The sequence below is a fragment of the Cryobacterium sp. TMT4-31 genome, from assembly GCF_004403385.1.
In the GTDB taxonomy this organism is placed as follows: Bacteria; Actinomycetota; Actinomycetes; order Actinomycetales; family Microbacteriaceae; genus Cryobacterium; species Cryobacterium zongtaii.
This window is the reverse complement of sequence record NZ_SOGI01000015.1, coordinates 91,525-102,252: the sequence shown is the minus strand read 5'-3', so window position 1 is coordinate 102,252 and position 10,728 is coordinate 91,525. Positions and strand designations below refer to the sequence as shown.

Annotated in this window: 19 protein-coding genes; all 19 read right to left on the bottom strand. The window is 63.0% G+C overall.

The window, feature by feature from the left end; genetic code table 11:
* Positions 1-137 precede the first annotated feature (137 nt).
* The 19 genes from map to rplB all read right to left on the bottom strand — a co-directional run bounded on the left by map (position 138) and on the right by rplB (position 10,715).
* On the bottom strand, positions 138-974 hold the full coding sequence (gene map, locus E3T19_RS04205; RefSeq protein WP_240632261.1) for a type I methionyl aminopeptidase: 837 nt from the start codon (positions 972-974) through the stop codon (positions 138-140).
* A gap of 99 nt (positions 975-1,073) precedes the next feature.
* Positions 1,074-1,688, bottom strand: coding sequence for an adenylate kinase (locus tag E3T19_RS04200; RefSeq protein ID WP_088457167.1), 615 nt, complete (start codon positions 1,686-1,688; stop codon positions 1,074-1,076).
* Positions 1,685-3,007 (bottom strand): preprotein translocase subunit SecY, encoded by a 1,323-nt coding sequence (gene secY / locus E3T19_RS04195; protein ID WP_088457168.1) that lies wholly within the window; start codon positions 3,005-3,007, stop codon positions 1,685-1,687. Before secY ends, E3T19_RS04200 begins: the two co-directional genes overlap by 4 nt.
* A 102-nt stretch (positions 3,008-3,109) precedes the next feature.
* A complete protein-coding gene (gene rplO, locus E3T19_RS04190; protein WP_088457169.1) occupies positions 3,110-3,712 on the bottom strand; it encodes a 50S ribosomal protein L15 in 603 nt (200 codons plus the stop codon).
* On the bottom strand, positions 3,712-3,894 hold the full coding sequence (rpmD, locus tag E3T19_RS04185) for a 50S ribosomal protein L30 (RefSeq protein ID WP_066597599.1): 183 nt from the start codon (positions 3,892-3,894) through the stop codon (positions 3,712-3,714). Before rpmD ends, rplO begins: the two co-directional genes overlap by 1 nt.
* Complete coding sequence (gene rpsE, locus E3T19_RS04180; RefSeq protein WP_088457170.1) at positions 3,894-4,607, bottom strand: 30S ribosomal protein S5; 714 nt, start codon at positions 4,605-4,607, stop codon at positions 3,894-3,896. Before rpsE ends, rpmD begins: the two co-directional genes overlap by 1 nt.
* The gene (gene rplR, locus E3T19_RS04175) at positions 4,604-4,975 is read right to left on the bottom strand and encodes a 50S ribosomal protein L18 (RefSeq protein WP_088457171.1); all 372 of its coding nucleotides are present in this window, start codon (positions 4,973-4,975) and stop codon (positions 4,604-4,606) included. The genes rpsE and rplR overlap by 4 nt, the downstream gene beginning before the upstream one ends.
* A gap of 2 nt (positions 4,976-4,977) precedes the next feature.
* Positions 4,978-5,514 (bottom strand): 50S ribosomal protein L6, encoded by a 537-nt coding sequence (gene rplF / locus E3T19_RS04170; protein ID WP_088457172.1) that lies wholly within the window; start codon positions 5,512-5,514, stop codon positions 4,978-4,980.
* A gap of 6 nt (positions 5,515-5,520) precedes the next feature.
* Positions 5,521-5,919, bottom strand: a complete 399-nt coding sequence (gene rpsH, locus E3T19_RS04165) for a 30S ribosomal protein S8 (RefSeq protein ID WP_066597609.1) — start codon at positions 5,917-5,919, stop codon at positions 5,521-5,523.
* A gap of 104 nt (positions 5,920-6,023) precedes the next feature.
* Positions 6,024-6,614, bottom strand: coding sequence for a 50S ribosomal protein L5 (rplE, locus tag E3T19_RS04160; protein ID WP_088457173.1), 591 nt, complete (start codon positions 6,612-6,614; stop codon positions 6,024-6,026).
* Complete coding sequence (rplX, locus tag E3T19_RS04155; protein WP_088457174.1) at positions 6,614-6,973, bottom strand: 50S ribosomal protein L24; 360 nt, start codon at positions 6,971-6,973, stop codon at positions 6,614-6,616. Before rplX ends, rplE begins: the two co-directional genes overlap by 1 nt.
* Before the next feature lie 3 nt (positions 6,974-6,976).
* On the bottom strand, positions 6,977-7,345 hold the full coding sequence (gene rplN, locus E3T19_RS04150; RefSeq protein ID WP_066597616.1) for a 50S ribosomal protein L14: 369 nt from the start codon (positions 7,343-7,345) through the stop codon (positions 6,977-6,979).
* Positions 7,346-7,378: 33 nt separating this feature from the next.
* Entirely contained in the window at positions 7,379-7,672 is a 294-nt protein-coding gene (gene rpsQ / locus E3T19_RS04145; RefSeq protein ID WP_088457175.1) for a 30S ribosomal protein S17, read from the bottom strand.
* A 2-nt stretch (positions 7,673-7,674) separates the two neighbouring features.
* Positions 7,675-8,013, bottom strand: coding sequence for a 50S ribosomal protein L29 (rpmC, locus tag E3T19_RS19545; protein ID WP_066597620.1), 339 nt, complete (start codon positions 8,011-8,013; stop codon positions 7,675-7,677).
* Entirely contained in the window at positions 8,013-8,432 is a 420-nt protein-coding gene (gene rplP, locus E3T19_RS04135) for a 50S ribosomal protein L16 (protein WP_066597622.1), read from the bottom strand. Before rplP ends, rpmC begins: the two co-directional genes overlap by 1 nt.
* Positions 8,432-9,196, bottom strand: coding sequence for a 30S ribosomal protein S3 (rpsC, locus tag E3T19_RS04130; RefSeq protein WP_066597624.1), 765 nt, complete (start codon positions 9,194-9,196; stop codon positions 8,432-8,434). Before rpsC ends, rplP begins: the two co-directional genes overlap by 1 nt.
* Positions 9,196-9,561, bottom strand: a complete 366-nt coding sequence (rplV, locus tag E3T19_RS04125; protein ID WP_066597626.1) for a 50S ribosomal protein L22 — start codon at positions 9,559-9,561, stop codon at positions 9,196-9,198. Before rplV ends, rpsC begins: the two co-directional genes overlap by 1 nt.
* 23 nt (positions 9,562-9,584) lie before the next feature.
* A complete protein-coding gene (gene rpsS / locus E3T19_RS04120) occupies positions 9,585-9,866 on the bottom strand; it encodes a 30S ribosomal protein S19 (protein WP_066597628.1) in 282 nt (93 codons plus the stop codon).
* Positions 9,867-9,875: 9 nt separating this feature from the next.
* Positions 9,876-10,715 carry a 50S ribosomal protein L2 gene (gene rplB / locus E3T19_RS04115; protein ID WP_066597631.1) on the bottom strand — a complete coding sequence of 280 codons (840 nt, stop codon included), beginning with the start codon at positions 10,713-10,715 and terminating at the stop codon, positions 9,876-9,878.
* Between the last annotated feature and the right edge of the window lie 13 nt (positions 10,716-10,728).

Sequence of the window (10,728 nt, the reverse complement as noted above, 5' to 3'; positions counted from 1 at the left end):
CCGACGACGAACCTCACGCGGAAACCCAACACGACCACCCATAACCAACACCTCAATCAATCAGGTGTTGCAACGACCCCCTGAACCCAAGGGGCGCAAATGTCCGCTTCGGGCACAGTTACGAGACGCGAGGGAGGCTAGGCCGGCGGGGTGGGGGTGATGCCGAACTGGGCCAGGCCCGCGGCGCCGCCGTCTTCGGCGGTGAGCACCCAGATGCCGTCCTTGTGCACGGCGACGCTGTGCTCCCAGTGCGCGGCAGCCTTGCCGTCGCTGGTGGCGACGGTCCAGTCGTCGTCACGGGTGTAGGTCTCGATGTCGCCGAGCACCACCATCGGCTCGATCGCCACGACCAGGCCGGGCTTCACGTCCGGGCCCTTCTGGCGCACCCGGTAGTTGAACACCGGCGGTGCCTCGTGCATCGACTTGCCGATGCCGTGGCCCACGTAGTCGGTGAGAATCCCGTAGCTGCCTTGCGATTCGATGTAGTCCTCGATGGCCTCGCCGACCTCGTTGAGGTGCCGCGCCTCGGCCAGGCGGGCGATGCCGTGCCAGAGCGACTGCTCGGTCACCCGCGAGAGTTCCTCGCGCTCGGCGACGAGCTCGGGCCGCGACGGGTCCGGCAGCACGAAGGTGAATGCCGCGTCGCCGTTCCAGCCGTCGATGATCGCGCCACTGTCGATTGACACGATGTCGCCGGCACCGAGCACTCGACCATTGGGGATGCCATGCACCACGTCGTCGTTCACCGAGGCGCACACCGTGTGGAAGTAGCCCTGCTCGAGCTTGAAGTTGGGCCGGCCGCCCAACGCCACGATGGCCGCCTCAGCGGCGGCATCCAGCTCGAGGGTAGTGACGCCCACCTGCATGGCTTCCCGCGCCGCCACGAGCGACGCAGCGGTCGCCAGGCCGGGGGCCAGCATCAGGCGCATCTGCGCCGGGGACTTGTAGATGGAGCGGCGAAGGGCCACGGTCATACCTGCAAACTAAGTCGTCGTACGGAGCCGGCGCCGGAGAGCGCCCGGGTGAGAAAACGAAAGGGCGCCGACCGAAGCCGACGCCCCATCACAGCAAATCTAGACGGATGCCGCCACGGCGTCGGTGGGACCGACGGCGTGCAGACCGCGTTCGGCCAGCGCGGCCACGATACGGTCGGTGACCTGGTCGACGGCACCGAGGCCGTCGATGGTGACCACGACGCCGCGCTTGTCGTACAGGTCGATGAGCGGTGCGGTCTGCTCTTCGTAGACGTCGAGACGGTGCCGGATGACCTCGGCGGTGTCATCCGCGCGGCCCTGCTCGGCGGCCCGTTTGAGCAGCCGGGCGACGACCTCGTCGGTGTCCGCGACGATCTGCACCACGGCGTCGAGCGAGGTGCCTTCGGCGTCGAGCAGGCGGTCGAGCTCGAGCACCTGGTCGGTGGTGCGCGGGTAGCCGTCGAGCAGGAAACCACCACGGGCATCCGGCTCCTGGAGGCGGTCGGCGACGATCTCGTTGGTCAGCGAGTCGGGCACGTACTTGCCGGCCTCGATGAACGCCTTGACCTTCAGGCCCAGCTCGGTTTCGGTCTTCACGTTGTGACGGAAGATATCGCCGGTGGAGATGGCGGGAATGCCGAAGGCTTCGGCCAGGCGCACGGCCTGAGTGCCCTTGCCGGCCCCGGGGGGTCCGATCACGAGAAGACGGGTCATCGCAGGAGCCCTTCGTAGTGGCGCTGTTGCAGCTGGGAGTCGATCTGCTTGACCGTCTCCAGGCCGACGCCGACGATGATCAGGAGGCTGGCGCCACCGAACGGGAAGTTCTGGTCGGCGCCGATCAGCGAGAAAGCGATCAGCGGGATCAGCGCGATGAGGCCGAGGTAGAGGGCACCGGGCAGAGTCACGCGGGTGAGCACGTAGTCGAGGTACTCGGCGGTGGGCCGGCCGGCACGGATGCCGGGGATGAAGCCGCCGTACTTCTTCATGTTGTCGGCGACCTCTTCAGGGTTGAAGGTGATCGCGACGTAGAAGTAGGTGAAGCCCACGATGAGCAGGAAGTAGAACGCCATGTACAGCGGGTGGCTGCCCTGTGTGAGGTTGTTGGTGACCCAGGTGACCCAGGCCTGCGGCGTCTCGCCGGCGGCGGGCTGGTTGAACTGGGCGATCAGGGCCGGCAGGTACAGCAGCGACGATGCGAAGATGACGGGCACAACGCCGGCCATGTTCACCTTGATCGGGATGTAGGTGTTGTTGCCGCCGTAGGTACGGCGACCCACCATGCGCTTGGCGTACTGCACCGGGATGCGGCGCTGCGACTGTTCGACGAAAACCACACCCGCTACGACCACGAGGCCGATCGCGAGGACGACCAGGAAGATCTCGATGCCCTTCTGCTGGGCGATGGAGATCAGCGAGTTGGGGAACTGGGCAGCGATCGACGTGAAGATCAGCAGCGACATTCCGTTGCCGATGCCGCGCTCGGTGATCATCTCACCCATCCACATGATCACGCCGGTACCGGCGGTCATGGTGATGACCATCAGCATGATGGCGTACCAGGCGTCGTTGGTGAGCAGCTGGGAGCACTCGGAGGAGGCCGAGGTGCCGAACAGGGCGCCGCTGCGGGCCACGGTGATCAGCGTGGTCGACTGCAGGATGCCCAGGGCGATGGTGAGGTACCGGGTGTACTGCGTGAGCTTGGACTGGCCCGCCGCACCCTCCTTGTAGAGGGTCTCGAAGTGTGGAATCACCACGCGCAGCAGCTGCACGATGATGGAGGCCGTGATGTACGGCATGATCCCCAGCGCGAAGACTGACAGCTGCAGCAGGGCGCCACCGCTGAACAGGTTCACGAGCTCGTAGAGGCCGCTCGTTCCCTGGTTCGCTGCAAGACAGGCTTGCACGTTGCCGAAGTCCACGAACGGGGCGGGGATGAACGAGCCCAGACGGAACAGGGCGACGATGCCCAGGGTGAACCCGATCTTCTTACGAAGGTCCGGCGTGCGGAATATCCGCGCAATGGCGCTAAACAAAAAAGGCCTCCAGTTAGTAACAAAGAACGAGCTTGCCGAGTCAGCACCAGCGCTTTAATCGCTGGGCAGGCTCGACAAGCTCGATCTCGTCTACGGGTCTTACTACTTGATCGAGCCACCTGCTGCGACGATCTTCTGCTCTGCTGAGCGGGAGACCTTATCGACTGCAACAGTCAGCTTAACCGCAATGTCACCATTGCCGAGAACCTTGACCTTCTCGTTGTCGCGAACGGCACCCTTGGCGACCAGCGAAGCGATGGTTACATCGCCGCCGGTCGGGTACAGCTCGGCGAGGCGCTCCAGGTTTACAACCTGGTACTCGACGCGGAACGGGTTCTTGAACCCGCGCAGCTTCGGGGTGCGCATGTGCAGCGGCATCTGCCCACCCTCGAAGCCGATACGCACGGTGTAGCGCGCCTTGGTGCCCTTGGTTCCACGACCCGCGGTCTTACCCTTGGATCCTTCACCACGGCCAACGCGCTGCTTGTCCTTCTTCGATCCGGGCGCGGGACGAAGGTGGTGCACCTTCAGTACCTGCGGACGGACCTCAGTGGGCTCAGTCGGCGCGGCGGCCTTCTTAGCGGCAACAGTCTTGGCCGGAGCCTTGGCTGCAGCAGCCTTCGTGGTCGTCGCCTTGGGGGCGGCGGCCTTCTTAGCGGCGGGCTTGGTTGCTACCTTCTCGGTAGCTTCCTTCTCGTCAGCCATTAGTCAATCTCCTCGACCTTCACAAGGTGAGCAACGGTGTTGACGTAGCCACGGTTCTGCGAGTTGTCCTCGCGGATCGTGACGGCGCCAATGCGACGCAGGCCCAGGCTGCGCAGTGTGTCGCGCTGGTTCTGCTTCTCACTAATTTTGGACTTGATCTGCGTAATCTTCAGCTGAGCCATTAGGCACCTGCCTTCGCGCTTGCGGCGGCTGCTGCTGCAGCCGCGTCGGCACGCAGAAAACGGGCCGGAGCCACGTCTTCGTAGGGAAGGCCACGGCGAGCCGCGACTGCACGAGGCTCTTCGAGCTGGTGCAGGGCCTCCACCGTGGCGTGCACGATGTTGATGGTGTTCGACGAACCGAGCGACTTGCTCAGAACGTCGTGGATGCCGGCGCATTCGAGTACGGCGCGCACCGGGCCACCGGCGATAACGCCGGTACCTGCTGCGGCCGGACGGAGAAGAACGACTCCGGCAGCTGCTTCACCCTGAACGGGGTGCGGGATGGTCAGGCCGACGCGGGGAACGCGGAAGAAGTTCTTCTTCGCTTCCTCGACGCCCTTGCTGATTGCGGTCGGGACCTCGCGGGCCTTACCGTAACCAACGCCTACCAGGCCGTTACCGTCTCCGACGACGACCAGAGCGGTGAAGCTGAAGCGACGACCACCCTTGACGACCTTGGAAACACGGTTGATCGTGACGACGCGCTCGAGGAACTGGCTCTTCTCGGCGTCACGGCTTCCGCGCTCACGGTTCGGGCTGCGCTCACGGCCACCACGGCGAGCCTCACGAGGCTCGTTCTGCGGCGGCGTGGTCGAAGCTGCGGTTTCCACCGGAACTTCAGTGACGACGTCAGCTTCCTTCGCTGCTGCGGTGCTACTGGATTCAGTGCTCACAGGTCCAACCCTCCCTTTCGGGCTCCTTCGGCGATGGCTGCGACGCGTCCTGCGTACTTGCTGCCACCACGGTCAAATACGACGGCTTCGATACCGGCGGCTTTGGCGCGCTCGGCGACGAGCTCGCCGACCTTGTGCGCCTTGGCGGTCTTGTCACCATCGAAGGTGCGCAGACCGGTTTCGAGAGTCGACGCCGACGCGAGGGTGAAACCCTTGCTGTCGTCAACGACCTGCACGAATACGTGGCGAGCCGAGCGGGTGACGACGAGACGCGGACGAAGCGCGGTCCCCTCGATCTTCTTGCGAAGACGTGCGTGCCTGCGTCCGCGGGCAGCCGACTTGCTTTTTCCTCTAGTTCCGAGACCCATGGTTACTTACCACTCTTTCCGGCCTTGCGGCGAACAATCTCGCCGGCGTAACGCACACCCTTACCCTTGTAGGGCTCAGGCTTGCGAATCTTACGGATGTTTGCGGCAACCTCACCGACGGCCTGCTTGTCGATACCGCTGACCGTGAGCTTGTTAACGCCCTCGACGGTCAGGGAGATACCAACGGGCGGCTCAATGAGGACCGGGTGCGAGAAGCCAAGGGCGAACTCAACGGAGGTGCCCTTCTGCGCAACGCGGTAACCGGTACCGACGATCTCGAGTCCCTTGGTGTAACCCACGGTGACGCCGATGATCTGGTTGGCGATCAGGGTACGGGTCAGTCCGTGCAGCGAACGCGAAGCGCGCTCGTCGTCGGGACGCGTGACCAGAACCTGGCCATCGGTGACCTGAACCTCGATGGGGTTGGCGACGGTGAGCGCGAGCTCACCCTTCGGACCCTTGACGCTAACGGCCTGGCCGTTAGCTTCGACCGTGACACCCGCGGGGATCTCGATCGGAAGTCTTCCAATACGTGACATTGTCGGCTACCACACGTAGGCGAGAACTTCTCCGCCTACGCCCTTCTTCTCAGCCTGGCGGTCGGTGAGCAGACCGCTGGAGGTGGACAGGATGGCAACGCCGAGGCCGCCGAGAACCGTGGGGATCTCAGTCGACTTTGCGTACACGCGCAGGCCGGGCTTGGAAACCCGCTTGATGCCGACGATGGAACGCTCGCGGTTGGGGCCGAACTTGAGGTTCAGCGTGAGGGTCTTTCCGACCTCTGCATCCTTGACATCCCAGGCAGAGATGTAACCCTGTGCCTTGAGGATGTCTGCGATGTGCGCCTTGAGCTTGCTGTGCGGCATCGACACTGTGTCGTGGTACGCCGAGTTAGCGTTGCGCAGTCTGGTCAGCATATCTGCGACCGGATCTGTCATTGTCATTTGTGGTGCCTTTCTCGCCTGGTTTCGTGCACCCGTTACACGGATGACGACCTGTGGTGGTGGAGGGGGCCGAACGGTTGTCCGGCCCCCGGGGTAAAGCTAGTTTAGGAGTTCTCGGCCGTCTTGAACGGGAAGCCGAGCGCCTTGAGCAGCGCGCGACCCTCGTCGTTGTTCTTGGCGGTCGTCACAACAGTGATGTCCATACCGCGAACACGGTCGATCCGGTCCTGGTCGATCTCGTGGAACATGACCTGCTCCGTGAGACCGAACGTGTAGTTGCCGGCGCCGTCGAACTGCTTGTCCGAGAGGCCGCGGAAGTCGCGGATACGGGGCAGGGCGAGGCTGAGCAGCCGGTCGAGGAACTCCCACATGCGGTCGCCACGAAGTGTGACGTGCGTGCCAATGGGCTGTCCTTCACGCAGTTTGAACTGCGCGATGGACTTGCGTGCCTTGGTGACCTGCGGCTTCTGGCCGGTGATCTTGGTGAGGTCGGCGACGGCGCCATCCATGATCTTGCCGTCGCGTGCTGCCTCGCCGACACCCATGTTGACGATGATCTTCGTCAGGTTGGGTACCTGGTGGACGTTGGTGAAACCCAGGTCCTTGGCGAGCTGCAGGGAGATCTCTTCGCGATACTTCTGCTTGAGACGCGGCAGAACGACGGGCTTTGCGCCCTCGGTTGCGATGTCAGTCATTAGAGGTCCTTACCTGACTTCTTGGCGTAACGAACGCGGACCGTCTTGGTGACGCCGTCCTTCGTTACCTCTTCGAGACGGAACCCGACCTTGGTCGGCTTCTTGGTCTCCGGGTCGACGAGCGCGACGTTGGAAGCGTGAATCGATGCTTCCACAGTCTCGATGCCGCCGGTCTTGGAGCCGCGCTGGGTCTGGCCGACGCGAACGTGCTTCTTGACGAAGTTGATTCCTTCGATCAGGACGCGGTTCTTCTCGACCTGTACCTCGAGCACACGACCCTGCTTGCCACGGTCTCCGCCGCGAGCCTGGGTGCGGCCGGTGATGACCTCTACGAGGTCACCCTTCTTGATTCTGGCCATGATTTAGATAACCTCCGGTGCCAACGAAATGATCTTCATGAACTTCTTGTCGCGGAGTTCGCGACCGACCGGTCCGAAGATACGGGTACCACGGGGGTCTCCGTCAGCCTTCAAGATCACTGCGGCGTTCTCATCGAACTTGATGTACGAGCCGTCTGGACGACGGGTCTGCTTTTTGACGCGAACGATGACGGCTTTGACGACGTCACCCTTCTTGACGTTGCCGCCCGGGATGGCGTCCTTGACGGTGGCGACGATAACGTCACCCAGTCCGGCGTAACGACGGCCGGAGCCACCGAGAACGCGGATCGTCAACAGGACCTTGGCACCGGTGTTGTCGGCAACTTTGAGTCGTGATTCTTGCTGAAGCACTTTCTAACTCCTTCTATCAAGTAAGCGCGAGGCTTACTTGGCCTTCTCGAGAATCTCGACCAGGCGGAAGCGCTTGGTAGCGCTCAGCGGGCGAGTTTCGCTGATCAGGACCAGGTCGCCGACGCCGGCGGTGTTCGCCTCGTCGTGAACCTTCAGCTTGGACGTACGGCGGATGACCTTGCCGTACAGGGGGTGCTTCACGCGGTCTTCGACCTCGACAACGATGGTCTTATCCATCTTGTCGCTGGTCACGTAACCACGCATCGTCTTGCGGTAGCCGCGCACGAGAGCCTCGGCGGGGACGACCGTTTCGTCAGTCTTCGCCATGATTAGGCCTCCTTCGTCTCGACGGCGTCAGCCTCGGGAGCATCCGTGGATGCGTCCTTGGCCTTGGCCTTCTTGGTCGTCTTCTTCTCAGCCTTGGCCGGAGCCTCGACTGCGACGGGAGTGGCACGAATGCCCAGCTCGCGCTCACGGAGAACCGTGTAGATGCGTGCAATGTCCCGCTTGACCGCGCGAAGGCGGCCGTGGCTTTCGAGCTGGCCGGTGGCCGACTGGAAGCGCAGGTTGAACAGCTCTTCCTTGGCCTTCTTCAGCTCGTCGAACAGTCGTTCGTTTTCAAAGGTGTCGAGCTCGACTGAGGCGAGCTCCTTGGATCCGATCGCCATTATGCGTCGCCCTCCTCGCGCTTGATGATGCGTGCCTTGAGGGGCAGCTTGTGAATTGCACGGGTGAGCGCTTCGCGAGCAACGGTGTCAGAGACACCGGAAAGCTCGAAGAGCACGCGGCCCGGCTTGACGTTCGCGACCCACCACTCGACCGAACCCTTACCGGAACCCATGCGGGTTTCGGCAGGCTTCTTGGTGAGCGGGCGGTCCGGGTAGATGTTGATCCAGACCTTGCCGCCACGCTTGATGTGACGCGTCATGGCGATACGAGCGGACTCGATCTGACGGTTGGTCACGTACGCGGGGGTGAGGGCCTGAATGCCATACTCGCCGAACGAAACAGTGGTACCACCGGTTGCGTGGCCGGTACGGCCGGGGTGGTGCTGCTTGCGGTGCTTAACTCTGCGGGGAATCAACATTATTTAGCCTCAACTCCTGCTGCAACCGGAGCCGCGCCCTCTGCGCGAGGCGCACGGCGGGGACGGTCGTCACGACGCTCGGGGCGGGACGACTTAGCGTTGGCCTGCTCACGAGCGAGTTCCTTGTTGGTGATGTCGCCCTTGTAGATCCAGACCTTCACGCCGATGCGGCCGAAGGTGGTCTTGGCTTCGTAGAAGCCGTAGTCGATGTTCGCGCGCAGGGTGTGCAGCGGCACACGACCTTCGCGGTAGAACTCCGAACGGCTCATCTCAGCGCCACCGAGACGACCGGACACCTGGATGCGAACACCCTTGGCGCCGGCGCGCTGGGCGCCCTGCAGGCCCTTACGCATCGCGCGGCGGAAAGCCACACGAGCGGAGAGCTGCTCTGCAATGCCCTGCGCGACGAGCTGTGCATCCTGCTCGGGGTTCTTGACCTCGAGGATGTTCAGCTGGATCTGCTTGGCGGTGAGCTTTTCAAGGTCGGACCGGATGCGCTCTGCTTCCGCGCCGCGACGACCGATCACGATGCCCGGACGGGCGGTGTGAATGTCGACACGGACACGATCGCGGGTGCGCTCGATCTCGATGCGGGACACGCCGGCGCGGTCGAGGCTGGTGCTCAACAGGCGGCGGATCTTGACGTCTTCAGCGACGAAGTCGCTGTAACGCTGGCCCGGCTTCGTGCTGTCAGAGAACCAACGCGACACGTGGTCGGTCGTGATTCCCAGACGGAAGCCATACGGGTTTACTTTCTGACCCATTACTTCGTACCCTCCTCAGGAGTGGCGAGCACAACAGTGATGTGGCTCGTACGCTTCTTGATCTGGAATGCGCGACCCTGTGCGCGGGCCTGGAAACGCTTGAGCGTCGTGCCCTCGTCGACGAATGCCTGGGAGATGAACAGATCCTGTTCGTCCAGGAACTCGTTCGCAGCATCGGCCTTGACCCGTGCGTTCGCGATGGCCGATTCGACCAGCTTGTACACGGGGTCGGACGCGCCCTGCGGCGCGAACTTGAGAATTCCCAGCGCTTCGTGCGCCTGCTTGCCACGAATCAGGTTGACAACGCGACGGGCCTTCTGGGCGGTAACGCGGATGTGACGCACGCGTGCGATCGACTCCACCATTTCTCCTCCTTCACGTCACCGCGTTAGCGGCGACGACCCTTCTTGTCATCCTTCACGTGACCACGGAAGGTGCGGGTGGGAGCAAACTCGCCGAGTTTGTGCCCAACCATGCTCTCGGTGACGAACACCGGGATGTGCTTGCGACCGTCGTGAACCGCGATGGTGTGCCCGAGCATGTCGGGGATGATCATCGAACGGCGCGACCAGGTCTTGATTACGTTCTTGCTTGAGGCTTCATTCGCCTTGACAACCTTGCGAAGCAGGTGGTCGTCAACGAAGGGGCCCTTCTTAAGACTTCTTGGCATCGTCTACTCCTACTTACGCTTCTTGCCGACGGTACGGCGACGAACAATGAGCTTGTCGCTTTCCTTGTTCGGGTGGCGGGTGCGCCCTTCCTTCTGGCCCCAGGGGCTGACGGGGTGACGTCCACCGGACGTCTTACCCTCACCACCACCGTGCGGGTGGTCGACCGGGTTCATGGCAACACCACGAACGGTCGGGCGAACGCCTTTCCAGCGCATCCGGCCGGCCTTGCCCCAGTTGATGTTCGACTGCTCGGCGTTGCCGACCTCACCGATCGTGGCGCGGCAGCGAGCGTCGACGTTACGGATTTCTCCGGACGGCAGGCGCAGCTGGGCGTAGATGCCATCCTTCGCGACTAGGCGAACCGACACTCCGGCGGAGCGGGCCAGCTTGGCGCCACCACCCGGACGGATCTCGATGGCGTGAATGATGGTACCGGTGGGGATGTTCTTCAGCGGCAGGTTGTTGCCGGGCTTGATGTCAGCACCGGCACCCGACTCGACGATGTCGCCCTGGTTCAGCTTGTTCGGCGCAATGATGTAGCGCTTGGAGCCGTCCATGAAGTGCAGCAGCGCGATGCGCGCCGTGCGGTTGGGGTCGTACTCAATGTGAGCGACCTTGGCGTTGACACCGTCTTTGTCGTTACGACGGAAGTCGATCACGCGGTACTGGCGCTTGTGGCCACCACCGATGTGACGCGTCGTGATGCGACCCTGGTTGTTACGACCACCGGTCTTGGACAGCGGACGAAGCAGCGACTTCTCGGGCGTCGAACGGGTGATCTCTGCGAAGTCCGCAACAGATGAACCGCGACGACCGGGGGTCGTGGGCTTGTACTTACGAATAGCCATTTCTTATTCCTCT